The organism is Tessaracoccus zhenghani (assembly GCF_054552775.1).
On record NZ_CM137275.1, the window covers coordinates 1,729,868 to 1,745,871 of the forward strand.

Here is a 16,004-nt window from a genome sequence, read left to right on the forward strand (position 1 = left end):
TGGCTCAGGACACGACGCTCAGGAGTCGGGGTCCGCGACGATGGCCACCACCGCGTCGCGTACCGCGCGGGACAGGCGCGGGTCCCGGTTGCCGATCACCGCGACCGTCAGCCCGTGGGCGTCCGCCGTTGCCGGCGTCCACGCGGTGCCGGCCCGTGCGTCGTCGGCCCGCACGCAGAACCGGTGGTGCGCCTCGGCCATCTGGGAGGCGGCGCGGTTCGCCGTCGGGTCATCGGTGGCGGCGAGGATGTACCAGGCGTCGCCCAGGTCGGAATCGAGGAACGCCCGCCGGGTCCATTCGAACCGGCCCTCCTCAGCGAGCGTCCGCAGCGCGGGCGTCAGATGGGGCGCCACCACCCTCAGCCGCGCCCCGGCCTCCAGCAGCCGGGGCACGCGGCGCTCCGCGACCTTGCCACCGCCCAGCACCAGCACGTCTCGGTTGCGCAGCAACAGCCCCGCCAGATAGGTGGGCGACCCATGCGGCGGCGCCTCCGGCAGCATCTCCAGGTAGCGCTCCACCACCACGTCGGCCAGTTCCGCGCACGCCCCGATCACATCGGCCACCCGCACCTCGGCATCTGGGTGGGCGGCGGCCCATTCGTCGGTCTGCCGCTGCGTCCAGGTGCTGAGCATGCCGGGGAACAGCCAGTGCCCCATCACCACGATGCGGCGTGCCCCCGCCGCGTACGAACGATCCAGGGCGGTGGGCAGCGACGGGCGGGTGACCTGGATGAACGCCGGTTCGACGTCGGCCCACTCCCCCCGCTCCAGCAGCATGCGGGCCAGGCGCACGTGATCGGCGTTCGCGTCCGGCACCAGGGCGCCACGGCCCACGAACACCACGCTGGTCTCGGCAGGTGCCCAATCGCCGCGGGCCGCGTGGAGCCGGCCCTCGACGGCCTCCATCAGGCGCGGATGCGGGCCCAGATGCGCCGCGTAGTCCACGTGCGCCCCGGGCACCGCCGAGCGAGCCTCCGCAATGAACTCCGGGATATCGGAGCGCACGTGCCCGCCGGTGCCCAGCATCAGCGGGACGACGACCGCGCGCGGCCCATGCTGCTCCAGTGCCTGGGTGAGGGCTGCGGTGATGGACGGCTCAGTGAGTTCGACGAACCCCACGTTGACCGGCACGCCAGGCACCCTCTCGCGCACCAACTGGGCGAGTTCCAGGCACGCCTCCACTCCCGCTTCGAGCCGCGTGCCGTGGGCCGCGATCAACAGGGGGGTCCTCATGCGTTGTCCTTGGGGTGTAGTTCGGGCGCCGGTCCTTGGTGAGCCTGCAGCTCGTTCGCGGCGCCCTGCTCTTCCAGAACCACCGACCCTGTCCGGTGTATTCCCTGCCCCTCTGGAACCGCCGGATCCATCCAGGTGTAATCCCGCGGGGTGACCATCAGCTGGCGCCCCCCGCCGGACGTGACGTACTTCGTCGACGACGAGCCCACCACGACAAGGGAATTCATGTCCACCCACTCGGGCCGGAACTCCGCCAGCGTACTCAGGATGACCTTCTGTCGAGGGCGCTCCGCCTGCTGGACCACCGCCACAGGGGTGTCGGGTGGGCGGTGCTCGCCGAGGATCTCCAGGGCCCGCGGGAGATGCGCCACCCGCTTGCGGGAGCGCGGGTTGTAGAGGACCGTGACGAAGTCGCCGACGGAGGCGCCGTGGAGGCGCCGCTCAATGGACTCCCAGGGGGTGTGCAGGTCGGACAACGAGATGGTGGCATGGTCGTGGCCCAGCGGCGCGCCAAGGATGGCGGAAACCGCGAGCGAGGCGGTCACGCCGGGCACGACGTCGACGTCCACGCCGTCGGTGCCCTGCTCCAGCACGGGGCTGGCCATCGCGTAGATCGCCGGGTCGCCGCCGCAGACCAGTGCGACGTTCTCGCCGGCCCGGGCCGCGTCGATCGCCGAGGCCGTGCGCTCCTCCTCGGTGCCCATCTTCGTGGCCATGATGCGGGCGCCGGGGCGGATGAGGTCGCGGATCTGCTTGACGTACGGGGCGTACCCGACGACGTAGGTGGCCTGCTGGAGACGCTGCTTCGCGCGGGGCGTGAGGAGGTCGCGGACCCCGGGGCCGAGCCCCACGACGCTGAGCCGCCCCCGCGCGGGGATACGGCCGACGGCGCACGTGGCGTCCTGGGTCTTCTGCTTGGGCACGATGAGGCGGGCGCCGCGCGCCATCACAGAGGCCTCCGAGACCGACGGCGTGCCGACGTGCTCCAGCGCGTACTGGCTGGGCGTCGGCACGTCGAAGACGGCCAGTTCCGCGGCCGGGTAGTCGAGGAGCTTGACGCCCAACTGATGGGCGAGCTGGATCAGCCCGAGCTCGCCGGCCTTGGCGTCGATGGTGGTGAGCGCGGTCACCGACTCGAGGGCCAGGCTGTGCTCAGCGAGGGTCGCCTCGAGGAGTCCGCGGAGGTGCTCGGCGGAGGTGCCCTTGTTGCAGCCCATGCCCACCACGAGGCTGGGGGGATGCAACACGACGGTGGGGACTGTTTCAGTCTCAACCAGCGTGTGGTCCGTGACGAGGATGCGGGCGACGGGGCGTTCGGCGTTCTCTGACACGTTGGCCGGCAGCGGCGGCAGCGGCCACGGCTGCCGCTTCTCCACGAGCGCCGGCCCGCCGTCGATGATGGCCCGGGTGACGGCCGCGACGTCGCCGGAGTAGGCCCAGCCCAGGGTGTCCAGGGCGGGGATGTTCAGCGCGTCGGTGGCGGTGGTCAGCACCGGCGTGGCGCCTGTGGCCTCGGCGATCCGCCGGGCGAGGTCGTTGGCGCCGCCCGCATGCCCGCCCACCAGCGGGACGGCGAACCGGCCGGCCTCGTCGACGACGACCACGGCGGGGTCGGTCTTCTTGTCCCGCAGCAACGGCGCGATGATGCGCGAGGTCGCTCCCAGGGCGAGGTGGCTGACGATGAGATCGCACCGCTGCCAGGCGGCCGCCAGCGCTTCGCGGGCCGGGCCGTCGAAGCGGAGCGTGGCTCCGACGATGCCGTCGATGGCGTCGGCGTGCCGTCGGGCCGCCGCCGAGTTGGTGATCTGACCGATGACGTTCCCTGAGCCGTCGCCGCGCCCTGAGCCGGCCCCAGCGCTGAGCGCCGGAACGGTCGAACGGCGGACGCCCGGGCCGTCGAGGATGATCACGACGTTGGGCTCCGCCACGTCTGCCGTCAGCGCCTCCTCGGGCGAGAACCAGCGCACCCGTTCGTCGGCTTCCCCCAGCCGTTCGGCGACGACGAAGCGCAACCCCTCGCCAGGGGCGAGCGCCACCGCGATCTCGCGCAGGCCGGTACCCGGCCCGGTGAGCACCGCGACCTTCGGGTGCCTGCGCGCCGCGGCCACGGCGTCGTCGATGGGGCGCCCGTGGGCGGAGACCACGACGGCGTCATCCCAGGGCAGCGCGACGGCGGCGAAGGCGGCCGCCACGGAACTCACCGCCGGCCGCACCGAGAGCTCGAAGCCGTCGGCACGGAGCCGGCGCACGATGCCGTGGAAGCCGGGGTCGCCGCTGGCGATCACCAGCGCGTCGGCGCCGTCCGGCAGGGAGCGCAGCCGCTCCAGCGCCGGGGTCAGCGCGCCGAGCACCACCCGGCGCGGCTCCTCCACACCCAGGGCCTCCAGGTGCCGCCGGCCGCCGACCACCAGCGCCGCCCGCTCGGCCAGCGCAACCGTCTCCGGGGCGAGCTGCCCCAGGTACCCGTGGACGTGGATCATGACAGTTCCTCCGTGACGCCCCGCGTGCCGTGGGCGCGCAGGTCTGCCTGCGCCTGGGGTTCGGCCGCGCGGTACTCGTGCCGGAACCCGGGATGGTAGAGATGCGAGCGGGTACTGAGCGGTCCTTCAGCCAGCGCCGGGCCCACCAGGACGACGGTGTGCTTCCACAGCTTGTGCTCGCGCATCGTCGCCGAGAGTTCGTCGAGTGCGCAGCGCAGCATCATCTCGTCGGGCCAGGTCACGCGGTACCCGACGATGCACGGGGTCTCCGGCGGGTAGCCGCCCGCCAGGAGCTCGTCCTGCAGCACCTTGTTGCGCGCCGCGGACAGGTACAGCGCCATGGTGGCGCCGTGCGCGGCGAACGAGCGCACTGTCTCCTTCGGGGGCATCGGCGTGCGGCCGCCCTCCAGCCTGGTGAGGATCAGCGACTGCGACACCTCCGGCACCGTGATCTCCACCTCCATGCGCGCGGCCGCGGCCGAGAAGGCGGAGATGCCGGGCACGGATTCGAAGTCGAGCCCCAGTTCGCGGATCAGGTCGCGCTGCTCCGCGGTGGCGCCGTAGATGGAGGGGTCGCCGGTGTGCACCCTGGCGACGGTGAGCCCCTCGTCGCGGGCCCGCTCGTAGAGGGGCGCGATGTCCTCCAGCGAGGCGGAAGCGGAATCGATGACCTCGGCCCCCGGTTTCACGCCTGCGACGATGTCGGGATGCACCAGCGAGGACGCCCAGATGACGATGTCGGCCTCCCCGATCACGCGCGCCCCGCGCAGCGTGATGAGATCAGCGGCGCCCGGACCGGCGCCGACGAACACAACCTTGCCGCTCACAGCGCACCGCCCGTCCCCGTGCGGCGCGGCGCGCTCAGCACGGTGGAGAAGTAGGGTGCCCGTTCGTCGTCGGTCAGGTCGTCCAGCGCCACGAGTCGCTGCCCCTCGAGGGACACGTTGACGCCCAGCACGGCGTCGCGCCCCTCCTCCCGGAGCACGCGCACCAGTTCGGGTAGCTTCCGGCCACCCTTGTAGGCGACCACGGTGTCGGCGGCTCCCAACAACTCCCGCACCCGGTCGAGGCCGACGGTGACCGGAACCAGCGCCAGGATCTCCTGCCCCTCCACGAGCGGCGTCTTCGACTCCGCGGCCAGCGCCTGCATCGCTGTGATCCCGGGAATCACCTCCACCTCGACGCCCTGCCGCGACTCCACGACGTGCGCCGCCAGGTACGAGAACGTCGAGTACACCGACGGATCGCCGACGGTGGCGAAGGCCACGCGCTGGGCCCCGCCGTCGAATTCCTCCAGCGCGGCCGACGCGGAGGTGAGCCACGCCTCCTTCCGCCTGTCCGAGACGCCGCTTCGGTCCGCCATGGAGAACGGGATGCGCCGGATCCGCGCGTCGGGCGCGACCTCCGCGACGATCAGCTCAGCGCGGCCCGGACCGTCGCCGGAGGCCTCCGTCGCGGGGACGAGGACGACGTCGGCCGCCCTCAGCGCCAGCGCAGCTTTGATGGTGGTGAGAGTGGGATCTCCTGGGCCGACACCGACGCCGATCAGACGTCGTGGGGCAGGGGTGGGGACGGTGGACACCGTGGCCTCCTGTGGGTTCGCTCGCCCGGACAAAGTGGCCGCGCAGACAGAGTTCCTGACTCACCCGTTAGGGCTCACAGTGGCGGGACCGCCCCGGATTCACACCGGGTTCCTCTGACGCTCTGCGCGTTGGCAGTCATCCTCGCAGACCCCCTTCCGGCGCCGACGGCGGGGTCAGCCGAACGACAGGATGCGCTCCACGTCCGCGTGTTCCTCCAGCGCGTCGGCCACCGCTTCGAGCATCATTTCGCGCCGCTGCGCGAACCCGGGCGCGGCCGACGGCGTCCAGTCACGCCCCGCGGCCTGGGCCACGACGGCGAGCCAGGCCCGGCGAAAGTCGTCTGACTCCAGCGCGCCGTGCCACATGGTGCCCCACGTCTGCCCGACGCGGACGCCGCCGAGGAACTCCTCGCCCCCGGGCGAGGGGCGCATTCGGCCGTGGTGGATCTCGTAGCCCTCCACTGGAATCCCGCGCCACTGACCCTTCGGCCGGCCCAACACCTTCTCCGCCTCGAACCGCACGTCCACCGGGAGGAGCCCCAGACCCGGCACGGGGGTGTCGTCGCCGCTCTCCACCGGGTCGACGATGGCGCGGGCCAGCATCTGGAACCCGCCGCAGATCCCCAGCACCGGCCGCCCGCCCGCCGCCCTCGCGGTCACCGCCTCGGCCAGGCCGGTCTCGCGCAGCCACGCCAGGTCGTGCAGCGTGGCCCGCGACCCCGGCAGCACCGCCAGGTCCGCCGCGGCCACCTCTGCGGGATTCGTCGTCACGCTCACGTGCACCCCCGGTTCCGCAGCCAGGGCGTCCACGTCCGTCGCGTTGGAGATGCGCGGCATCCGGATCACGGCGACGGTGAGCCCGCCGTCGGCCTTCTCCTCGCCGCGCCACCGGGCCACCTCCAAGGCGTCCTCGCCGTCGACCCACATGCCAGGCAGCCACGGCACCACGCCGAAGTTGGGCAGGCCGCACCGGCGGGTGAGTTCGTCCAGCCCCGGGTCCAGGACGGCCTGGTCGCCGCGGAACTTGTTGATGAGGTAGCCGGCCAGGAGCGCCCGGTCCTCGGTGTCGAGCAGGGCCCAGGTGCCGTAGATGGAGGCGAGGACGCCGCCGCGGTCGATGTCGCCGACGAGCAGCACGGGCAGGGTGAAGGCCCTGGCCAGGCCCATGTTGGTGTAGTCGCCCGCGCGGAGGTTGATCTCGGCCGGGGAGCCGGCGCCCTCGCAGATCACCAGGTCGTGCCGGGCCGCGAGCTCGCGGTACGCGTCATGCGCGGCTTGCGCCAAGAGCCGCCGTCCGGTGGCGTACTCCCCCGCCCGCAGTTCGCCCGCTGGTTGGCCGCGGAGGATGACGTGCGCGCGCCGGTCGCTGCCCGGCTTCAGCAGCACTGGATTCATCGCGGTCGACGGCGTGACCCCGGCCGCGATGGCCTGCAGGTATTGCGCGCGGCCGATCTCGCCGTCGGCCACCACCATGGAGTTGTTGCTCATGTTCTGGGCCTTGAACGGCACCACGTCGATGCCCCGCCGCCGCGCCGCTCGGCACAGCCCGGCGGTGATCAGCGACTTCCCCGCATCCGACGACGTGCCCGCCACCAGGAAACTCATCGCCGCCCCCTCCTCAGCAGGGCGAACCCCGCCGCCAGAGCCGTCGCCGCGCCGGTCACGAGCGTGACCAGCTGCGCCGCCTTGCGCACCTCACACGCGCCCGGTCGGGGCCCGTCGCCGAGCCGCCCCCGCTCCTCCACGCGATTGGCGTACACGTTGCGCCCGCCCAACTGCACGCCGATGGCGCCGGCCCAGGCGGCCTCGCACCAACCGCCGTTGGGCGAGGGGTGGTTGCCCGCGTCGCGCAGCGTGATGGCCCAGGCGCGCCGGGCCCAGCCGCCGACCGCGGGAGCGAGCGCCGCACCCAGCACCCCGGTGAGGCGTGCCGGCAGGAGGTCCAAGGCGTCGTCCAGCTTCGCCGACGCCGTGCCGAAGCGGCCGTAGCGCTCGTCGCGGCGCCCCACCATGGCGTCGAGCGTGTTGACGGCCCGGTGCGCCAGCAGGCCGGGGACGCCCAGCAGGGCTCCCCAGAACAGCGAGGCGACGGCGGAATCCGCCGTGTTCTCCGCCATGGATTCGACGGTGGCGCGGGCCAGTTCCGGCGCGTCGAGCTGGGCGGCGTCGCGGCCGCAGAGGTTGGGCAGCTGCGCGCGGGCGCGGGCGAGGTCGCCGATCTCCAGGCTGTCGGCCATCGTGTCGCCCTCGCGGGTGAGGCTGCGGGCGCCGAGCACGGCCCAGGTGGCGAGCGCCGTGGCAGCGGTGTGGAGCACGGGGTGCCGGCGGGTGAGCCGCTCGGCCGCGGCCCCCAGCGCCACGACGGGCGCCACCGTCGCCGTCGTGTAGACCGCCCCGGCGGCGACGGTGTCGTCGTAGAGGGCGCCTTCGGCCCGGGCGGCGAAGGAGCCGAACCAGGCCACCGGGTGGTGGCGCCGGGGGTCGCCGACGATCTGGTCGGCGAGCACGCCGAGAGCGAGGCCGAGAGCTCTGGAGATCACGGGGGAAGGCTATCGGGCCAGGTTGTGGGTGCGGACCTCGCCGTTGCCGAACTCGTGCCATTCGACGCTGCGGTGGTCCCGGCCGTCGAGCACTGCGAGCAGGATCCGCAGCGTGTCGCCGTGCGAGACGAGCACCACCTCACCGTCGACGTCCGGCAGCCCCGCCATGAAGATCGTGAGGCGCTCGTGCACGTCGCGCACCGATTCGCCGCCGCCCCAGCGCACCTCCGAGATGTGGACGCCGTCGGGCACCGGCTCCTCGATGAGGTCGTCGTAGCTGAGCCCCTCGAGCCGGCCGAGGCCCTGCTCGCGGAGCGCCGGTGTCGCCTGGACGGGCACGCCCAGCGCGCGGGACACGGCGTCGGCGGTCTGCAGCGCGCGCACCTGGTCCGAGGACCAGATGGCGGAGACCGGCCTGCCGGCGAGCAGCTCGGCGACCGACGCGGCCTCGGCATGGCCCTGCTCGGTCAGCGGCACGTCGGGGGTCTGGCCCTGGAGCCGGCGCTCCAGGTTCCAGGCGGACTGCCCGTGCCGCACCAGATGAAGAATCACGCCGGTGAGTCTAGGGTGAACGCATGAGAGACGCCGTGGACGACCTGATCTGGGACGAGGCCCCCAAGGAGGCCGGAGCGATAGCCATCCTGGACGCGCCCGCGCTCGTGGAGGACGCGCTCACCATCGCCGATGACGTGCGGGTCTTCTGCGACGACTGGCGCGACGCCGCGTCGGTGGCCCCGGAGTACCTGGTGGCCAACCCCGACGACCTCGGCGGCGTCGACCTGGCGCTCGCCCGCCTCCCCAAGAGCCTCTCGGCGCTGGACCACCACGCGGCCGTGGTGCAGGGCGCCCCGGACGTGACGTACCTGGGCGGTGCGCGCATCCGGCACATGAACCACACGATGAACGAGGTGCTCGCCAAGCACTTCGTGGCCGTGGCGGCCTCGCTGGGCCGCTCGAAGTCGCGGGTGCTGCGCGCCTGGGGGCCGCAGGGCCTGGAATCCGACTGGCCGAAGGTGCGCCAGCATGAAGACCTGGGCTACGCAGTCGCCGCCTACGGTGCGACGTTCGGCGGCACGAAGGTGGACCCCGGCACCCGCCTGCTGCTCATGGCGCTGGCCGGCGGCGGCGACCACGCCCCGCTCGAGGCCGACACCGTCCTGGACTGGGGCTGCGGCAACGGGTCCGTGGCGATGTGGCTGGCCAAGGAGGGCGTCGACACGGTGCTGGCCCGCGACGTGAGCTGGTCGGCCGTGGCCGGCACCTCCGTCGCCGCGGAGGTCAACGGCTTCCAGGTGGACGCCACCTGGGGCGACGGGCTCGACGGCTACGCCGACCAGAGCGTCGACGCGCTGGTCACCAATCCGCCGTTCCATCAGGGCACGGCGAAGGACTCCAGCGACACGCTCGACATGTTCGTGGACGCCCGACGGGTGCTGAAGCCCGGCGGCCAGCTGTGGTGCGTGTACAACTCGCACCTGCCGTACCGCCGGGCCCTCAACGAGACGCTCGGGCGCACCCGGGTCGTCGCGCAGGACAGGCACTACACCGTCACGGTCACCTCGTCGGGTCGGTGACCCGCATAGGTCCGAAGCTGACACAAAGAAACCTCACAGGAATCACATAGACTGGACGGGTTATCTAGGCGCGTACCCACCAAGGAGCCCAGATGAGCAACGAGCAGAACCAGCAGCCGGATCCGATGAACCGCCCTCCTCAGCAGTGGCAGCCCCCGGCGCACCCGCAGCCTTCTCAGCAGCAGCCCGTCCAGCCCCAGCAGCAGTACCCGCCGCGGCCCACCTACCAGCAGTCGGGTCCCTCCTTCCAGCAGTCGGCCTACCCGCCCAGGCCCGCGTACCCCAGCTACCAGCAGTCGGGGGCCACCAGCACCTCGACGCGGCCCCCGCAGAAGCGCGGCGGCGCCCAGGTGGCGGGCGTGCTCGCCATCGCGATGCTCGCGGCCGGCGTCGGCGGCGGCACGGGATTCGTCGCCTCGCGCTACGCCGCTGAGGACGCCGCGGCCCCCGGCATCACGTCGACGACGCCGAGCGCCGGCCCCTCGACGGAGACCACCGAGGACGCGTCGGGCGGCCAGCAGACCACGGTGGTACAGGGCGACCCCACGAACCCCGACTGGAGTGCCGTGGCGGAGGTGGCGTCGAAATCGGTCGTGGCCATCCAGGTGACCGGTGGCGACGGGGGCAGCCAGGGCTCGGGCGTCGTGATCGACGGCGACGGCCACATCGCCACCAACAACCACGTGGTCGCCAGCGCAGGCACCGGCGCGCAGATCACCGTGCTGCTCGGCAACACCGCCTACCAGGCTGAGGCCGTGGGCTTCGACCCGTCGACGGACCTCGCCGTGATCAAGATGATCGACCCGCCGGTAGACCTCGCCGTGATGGGTTACGGCGACTCCCGGAAACTCGTCGTGGGCGACCCCGTGATGGCCATCGGCAACCCGCTGGGGCTGGCGGACACCGTGACCACCGGCATCGTCTCCGCGCTGAACCGCCCGGTGACCACGCGAGCCGTGTCGAACGAGACCGTGGCGCAGCAGACCTCCGACAGCGTGGTGGTGACCGCCGCCATCCAGACCAACGCCGCCATCAACCCGGGCAACTCGGGTGGTGCGCTGGTCAACAGCGCCGGCGAACTGGTGGGGATCACGTCGTCGATCGCCTCCATCCCGTCGCCCGGGCAGAACCAGGCCGGCAACATCGGCATCGGGTTCGCAATCGGCTCGGACCAGGTGCAGTACGTGGCCGAGCAACTGATCGCCACCGGCCGGGCGGAGCACCCGCAGCTGGGCGTGAGCGCGAGCGACGTGCAGAGCTACGGCCCGCTGGGCGCCGAGATCGTCCAGGTCGTGCCCGGCTCCCCCGCTGAGCAGGCCGGCATCGCCGTGGGCGACCAGATCACCCAGGTGGACGGCCAGCCCGTCAGCTCCACCGAGTCGCTCGTCGCCCTGGTGCGGGCCGGACGCGTGGGTGAGGAGATGGAGATCACCCTGCTGCGTGGCGGCCAGGAGACAAAGGTGGCGGTGACCCCCATCGCCGCACCCAACTGACGCCCCGGCCCGCTCGGGCATCCCAGCCGAGGCCGAGTGAAGTTGTGCAGCTACTCCGCTGCACAACTTCATTCTGCTTGGGGGGCCGGCTGGCCGCTGGGCGCCGGACGACGGCGGTGCAAACCCCCTCTAAAGTTGGGGTCCATGGACATCCGCGTGACGCTGGCGGCCGTGGGCCCCATCCCTGAGTCGCTCCTCGCCTGCATCCCCGACCCGATCTCCAGGACCGTGGACCGCACGGCCTACGGGCAGCGGATCAACGTCTACGCCCGCCATGACGAGCCGGAGCAGTTGCGCCAGGCGCTCCGCGCCGTCGCGGGCAAGGTCGCCGTCGGGGTACTCACCAGGCCGCTTGCCGCGCAGCCGGCACAGCTGCTGCTGATGGACGTGGATTCCACGCTCACGACGACGGAGGCCGTGGACCTGCTGGCCCACCATGCGGGCGCGGGCGAGAAGGTGGCGGAGATCACCGAGCGGGCCATGCGCGGCGAACTCGACTTCACCGCGTCCCTCCGCGAGCGCGTCGCCACCCTGGGGGGATTGCCCGTCTCGGTGTTCGAAGACGTGGCGCCGGCCATGACGCTGTCGCCGGGCGCCGAGGACCTCATCCGCGCCGCGCGCGCCGTCGGGGCGAAGGTGGGCGTCACCTCCGGCGGGTTCACGCAGCTCGTCGGCCCCCTCGCTGAGCGCCTCCGGTTGGACTTCTTCCACGCCAACGAACTCGAGACCGAGACCGTCGACGGCGTGGAGCGGCTCACCGGCCGCGTGATCGGCACCGTCGTCAACCGCGAACAGAAGGCCCGCGACCTCCTGCGCTTCGCCCACGCCCACTCCATCGACCCCGACATGACGGTGGCCGTGGGCGACGGCGCCAACGACATCGACATGTTCGACGCGGCCGGCCTCTCCGTCGCCTACTGCGCCAAGCCCATCACGGCCGCGGCCGCGGATGTCGCCATCCCGTTCGCCAGGCTCGACGCGGTGGCCGCCTTCGCCTTCAACCGCTGAGCGGCACCGTCGCGGCGACGGCCCAAGGCGCCCCTCTGGACACAGAACAGCGCCTGAGCCTCCACGGCTCAGGCGCTGCCATCGACGGTTCCCGTCAGGTTCAGCTCACGAGGTGGCGCAGCGCCGCCTGGTAGAGCTCCACGAAGCGGTACTCGCGGGCGCCCTTCTCGTCGGCGTCGAACTGCTCCTCAGCCGCCAGGAAGTCGGCGATCGACTCCCCCTCGGCCAACGTGGGCTGGCCCAGCTCGTCGATGCTGGCTTCCTTCATGAGGGCCTGCACGGCCGGATCGGCGCGGAAGGCCTTCGCCTTCTCGGCCAGCATGAGGTACATCTCCATGTTCGCCTTGGCGGAATCCCAGATGCCCTGGACACCCTCGGTACGCGACGGCTTGTAGTCGAAGTGGACGGGCCCTTCGTAGCGGGGCGCCTCCGGCGAGAACGGGAAGCCGTTGACCAGGAGGTCGACGGTGAAGAAGGCGCTGATGAGGTCTCCGTGGCCGAACACGAGGTCCTGGTCGTACTTCAGGCCGCGCTGGCCGTTGAGGTCGATGTGGAACAGCTTGTTCGAGTGCAGCGCCTGGGCCAGCCCGTGGGTGTAGTTGAGGTTGGCCATCTGCTCGTGGCCGACCTCAGGGTTGAGGCCCACGATGTCGCCGTTGTCGAGCGTCGCGATGAGAGCCAGCGCGTGCCCGATGGTGGGCAGGAAGATGTCGCCGCGCGGCTCGTTCGGCTTGGGCTCGAGCGCGATGCGCAGGTCGTAACCCTGCTGCTTGATGTAGCCCGCGACGGTGTCGAGGCCCTCGGCGTAGCGGGCATGGGCCGCGTAGAGGTCCTTCGAGGACTCGTACTCGGTGCCCTCACGGCCGCCCCACATGACGAACGTGCTGGCACCGAGCTCGGCGGCCAGGTCCACGTTCTTCAGCACCTTGCGCAGGCCGAAGCGACGCACGGACCGGTCATTGGCGGTCAGCCCGCCGTCCTTGAAGACGGGGTGCGAGAAGGTGTTGGTGGTGACCATCTCGATGACCAGCCCGGCCTTGTCTGCGGCGTCCTTGAGGCGGCCCACGCGGGAGGCGCGCTCCTCGTCGGTGGAGCCGAACGGGAAGACGTCGTCGTCGTGGAACGTGATGCCCCACGCGCCGAGTTCGGCGAGCTTCTCGGCGTATTCCCACGGGTCGAAGGCGGGGCGGGTGTTGCCGCCGAAGGGGTCCGTGCCGGTCCAACCGACGGTCCAGAGGCCGAAGGAGAACTTGTCTTCAGGGGTTGGTGTGCGGTTCATGTTCTTCACTTTCCTGGGTCGGGAGAAATTATCCGGCGCGGCCGGCGGCGCGGGACTTGTTGAGAAGGTCGAAGGCCACGGCCAGCGTCAGCACGAGGCCCTTGATGATCTGCTGCCACGACGGGTCGACGCCCATGATGGAGAGGCCCATGTTGAGCACGCCCATGATCAGCGCACCGATCACGGCGCCGGACACGCGGCCGATACCGCCGGTGACGGCAGCCCCACCGATGAAGCAGGCCGCGATGACGTCGAGTTCGTAGCCGGTGCCCGCCGCCGCAGCCGCGGCGCCTGCACGAGAGGTGACGACGACGGCGGCCAGACCGCCGAGGACGCCCATGTTCACGAACAGCCAGAAGTTGACCTTCTTCGTGTTGATGCCCGAGAGCTTCGCGGCGGCGAGGTTGCCTCCTATGGCGTAGATGTGGCGGCCGAACACGGTCGAGTCCATCAGCCAGGCGTAGAGGAACACCGCGACACCCACGATGACCAGGACGTACGGCAGCGCCAGGGCGGAGCGGGCGATCCAGTAGGTGGACAGTCCGATGGCGACGGAGAGGCCCACCAACTTCGACCAGAACAGCACGCCGGGTTCCACGTCGAGGCTCCGCTTCTGCAGCGCGCGCCGCCTGCGGATGGAGTAGAACAGGACTGCGAGGATACCGATGACACCCACGATGAGGGTGAGGGCGTCGAGCATCCCGACGTATCCAGTGAGGCCCGCGACGCCGCGGTTGGAGATGGCGATGAAGTTGTTCTCGAAACCGGAACGGGTGTAGCCGACGAGGACCAGTGCCGCGCCGCGGAAGATCATCATGCCGCCGAGCGTCACGATGAAGGCCGGGACGCCCACGTAGGCCACCCAGAAGCCCTGCCACGCTCCGATCAGGCCGCCGATGACCAGGGCGACGATGACTGTGAGCCACGTGCTCCAGCCGAAGTCGATCATCAGGACGCCGATCACGCCGCCCACCGCGGCGACGACCGAGCCGACGGACAGGTCGATGTGGCCGGCGACGATGATCATCAACATGCCGACGGCAAGGATCAGCACATAGGCGTTCTGCTGCACGAGGCTGGTGACGTTGTTGGGCTGCAGCAGCCGGCCGTCGGTCAGTACCTGGAACAGCAGGACGATCAGCACCAGCGCCAGGAAGATGCCGTACTGACGTAGGCTGGCGCCCACGTTGAACACGCGCGGTGGGGTCTCCGCCGCCCGGTCCGGCTTGGTTGTTACTGCTTCGCTCATGCTCGCGCTGCCTCCATGGTCATAAGTTCCATCAACGACTCCTGGGTCGCCTCTCCTCTGGGCAACTGCCCGGTGATGCGCCCTTCGCTGAGCGCATAGATGCGGTCGCACAGACCGAGGAGCTCAGGCAACTCGGAGGAGATCACGACGATCGCCTTCCCGCTCGCCGCGAGCTCGTTGATGATTTCGTAGATCTCGTACTTCGCGCCGACATCAATGCCGCGCGTCGGTTCGTCGAGGATCAGCACGTCGGGATCCGAGAAGACCCACTTGCTCAAGGACACCTTCTGCTGGTTGCCGCCAGACAGGTTGCCCACCAGCTGCTGGATCCCCGAGGAACGGATCCGCATCTTGGTGCGGAAGTCGCGCGCGACGGCGTTCTCCCTGGTCTTGTTGAGCACGCCACGCCTGCTGATCTTCTCCAGCGCCGCGCCGCTGATGTTGTGCCGGATCTCCGCGATCAGGTTGAGCCCGTACTGCTTGCGGTCCTCGCTGACGTAGGCCAGGCCGTGGTCGATGGCGCGCGGCACGGTGTCCGTGCGGATCTCCTTGCCGTCCTTGATGACCTTGCCGGAGATGCGGGAGCCGTACTGGTGACCGAACAGGCTCATGGCCAGTTCCGTGCGTCCTGCGCCCATCAGCCCGGCGATACCCACGATCTCGCCACGGCTGACCGTCAACGAGGCGCCGTCGACGACGACGCGCTGAGGGTCTTCCGGGTGATGGACGGTCCAGTCCTCCAGGCTGAGCAGCTCCTCTCCGATCTGCGGTTCGCGCGGGGGGAAACGGTGGTCCAGCGGCCGACCCACCATGGAGCGGATGATGCGGGCCTCGGTCGCCCGGTCCCCCGCACCCTCCTCGTTCGACATCGTCTCGACGACCGAACCGTCACGGATGACGGTGATGTTGTCGGCGATGGCCATGACCTCATTGAGCTTGTGGGAGATGATGATCTGGGTGACCCCCTCCGCACGCAGTTGCCGCATGAGGCCCAGCAGGTGGGCCGAGTCCTCGTCGTTCAGCGCGGCGGTGGGCTCGTCCAGGATCAGGAGCTTGACCTCCTTGGACAGTGCCTTGGCGATCTCGACGAGCTGCTGCTTGCCCACGCCGATGTCCAGGACGCGGGTCTCCACCTTTTCGCTCAGGCCCACCCGGTCCAGGAGTTCCCTGGCCCGGCTGTTCGTCTCGTCCCAGTCGATGACGCCGAGCCTGGAGCGCTCGTTGCCGAGGAAGATGTTCTCGGCGATCGACAGGTAGGGAGAGAGCCCGAGTTCCTGATGGATGATGACGATGCCCTCGGCCTCACTGTCGCGCAGCGATCGGAACTTCGCCTCTGAGCCCTGGTACCAGATCTCCCCCCCGTACGTGCCGTGGGGGTAGAGCCCGGAGAGGATGTTCATCAGCGTCGACTTGCCGGCGCCGTTCTCACCACAGATCGCGCGGATCTCGCCGGGCATGACCGTGAGGGTCACGTCCTGCAGGGCCTGCACAGGGCCGAAGGCCTTCCCGATGCTCCGCATTTCCAGAATCGGGTCTGTCACTGTTGCACTCCTCCTCTCCGGGTCA

Annotated in this window: 13 protein-coding genes and 1 riboswitch; of the genes, 3 read left to right on the forward strand and 10 right to left on the reverse strand. The window is 70.8% G+C overall.

Annotation, left to right across the window (positions count from 1 at the left end; genetic code table 11):
* Positions 1-18: 18 nt before the first annotated feature.
* From ACX1DX_RS08355 to ACX1DX_RS08385, 7 genes are all read right to left on the reverse strand, one after another.
* Positions 19-1,233: a siroheme synthase domain-containing protein gene (locus tag ACX1DX_RS08355; RefSeq protein WP_459396227.1), complete on the reverse strand. Its 1,215-nt coding sequence runs from the start codon at positions 1,231-1,233 to the stop codon at positions 19-21.
* Positions 1,230-3,713, reverse strand: coding sequence for a precorrin-3B C(17)-methyltransferase (cobJ, locus tag ACX1DX_RS08360; protein ID WP_459396228.1), 2,484 nt, complete (start codon positions 3,711-3,713; stop codon positions 1,230-1,232). Before cobJ ends, ACX1DX_RS08355 begins: the two co-directional genes overlap by 4 nt.
* On the reverse strand, positions 3,710-4,540 hold the full coding sequence (gene cobM / locus ACX1DX_RS08365; protein ID WP_182764087.1) for a precorrin-4 C(11)-methyltransferase: 831 nt from the start codon (positions 4,538-4,540) through the stop codon (positions 3,710-3,712). The genes cobJ and cobM overlap by 4 nt, the downstream gene beginning before the upstream one ends.
* Complete coding sequence (gene cobI, locus ACX1DX_RS08370) at positions 4,537-5,295, reverse strand: precorrin-2 C(20)-methyltransferase (protein ID WP_182765142.1); 759 nt, start codon at positions 5,293-5,295, stop codon at positions 4,537-4,539. The genes cobM and cobI overlap by 4 nt, the downstream gene beginning before the upstream one ends.
* A 28-nt stretch (positions 5,296-5,323) precedes the next feature.
* Positions 5,324-5,454: riboswitch (cobalamin riboswitch) on the reverse strand.
* A 15-nt stretch (positions 5,455-5,469) separates the two neighbouring features.
* Positions 5,470-6,900: a cobyric acid synthase gene (locus ACX1DX_RS08375; protein WP_459396229.1), complete on the reverse strand. Its 1,431-nt coding sequence runs from the start codon at positions 6,898-6,900 to the stop codon at positions 5,470-5,472.
* A complete protein-coding gene (locus tag ACX1DX_RS08380; RefSeq protein WP_459396230.1) occupies positions 6,897-7,835 on the reverse strand; it encodes a cobalamin biosynthesis protein in 939 nt (312 codons plus the stop codon). The genes ACX1DX_RS08375 and ACX1DX_RS08380 overlap by 4 nt, the downstream gene beginning before the upstream one ends.
* Before the next feature lie 9 nt (positions 7,836-7,844).
* Positions 7,845-8,387 (reverse strand): histidine phosphatase family protein, encoded by a 543-nt coding sequence (locus tag ACX1DX_RS08385; protein WP_459396231.1) that lies wholly within the window; start codon positions 8,385-8,387, stop codon positions 7,845-7,847.
* Between the two features lie 23 nt (positions 8,388-8,410).
* Here ACX1DX_RS08385 and ACX1DX_RS08390 point away from each other — a divergent pair, with 23 nt between their 5' ends.
* The 3 genes from ACX1DX_RS08390 (at position 8,411) to serB (ending at position 11,910) form a co-directional block, all read left to right on the forward strand.
* A complete protein-coding gene (locus ACX1DX_RS08390) occupies positions 8,411-9,409 on the forward strand; it encodes a class I SAM-dependent methyltransferase (RefSeq protein ID WP_459396232.1) in 999 nt (332 codons plus the stop codon).
* A 92-nt stretch (positions 9,410-9,501) separates the two neighbouring features.
* Positions 9,502-10,902, forward strand: coding sequence for a S1C family serine protease (locus ACX1DX_RS08395; RefSeq protein ID WP_459396233.1), 1,401 nt, complete (start codon positions 9,502-9,504; stop codon positions 10,900-10,902).
* 144 nt (positions 10,903-11,046) lie between these two features.
* The gene (serB, locus tag ACX1DX_RS08400; RefSeq protein WP_459396234.1) at positions 11,047-11,910 is read left to right on the forward strand and encodes a phosphoserine phosphatase SerB; all 864 of its coding nucleotides are present in this window, start codon (positions 11,047-11,049) and stop codon (positions 11,908-11,910) included.
* Between the two features lie 100 nt (positions 11,911-12,010).
* On the opposite strand, the gene xylA is transcribed toward serB, so the two are convergent.
* From xylA to mmsA, 3 genes are read right to left on the reverse strand one after another with little or no spacing between them, the layout of a single operon-like run.
* Positions 12,011-13,189 carry a xylose isomerase gene (xylA, locus tag ACX1DX_RS08405; protein ID WP_459396235.1) on the reverse strand — a complete coding sequence of 393 codons (1,179 nt, stop codon included), beginning with the start codon at positions 13,187-13,189 and terminating at the stop codon, positions 12,011-12,013.
* Between the two features lie 28 nt (positions 13,190-13,217).
* Positions 13,218-14,438 (reverse strand): multiple monosaccharide ABC transporter permease, encoded by a 1,221-nt coding sequence (gene mmsB / locus ACX1DX_RS08410; protein WP_459396236.1) that lies wholly within the window; start codon positions 14,436-14,438, stop codon positions 13,218-13,220.
* Positions 14,435-15,979, reverse strand: a complete 1,545-nt coding sequence (mmsA, locus tag ACX1DX_RS08415; RefSeq protein WP_459396237.1) for a multiple monosaccharide ABC transporter ATP-binding protein — start codon at positions 15,977-15,979, stop codon at positions 14,435-14,437. The genes mmsB and mmsA overlap by 4 nt, the downstream gene beginning before the upstream one ends.
* Between the last annotated feature and the right edge of the window lie 25 nt (positions 15,980-16,004).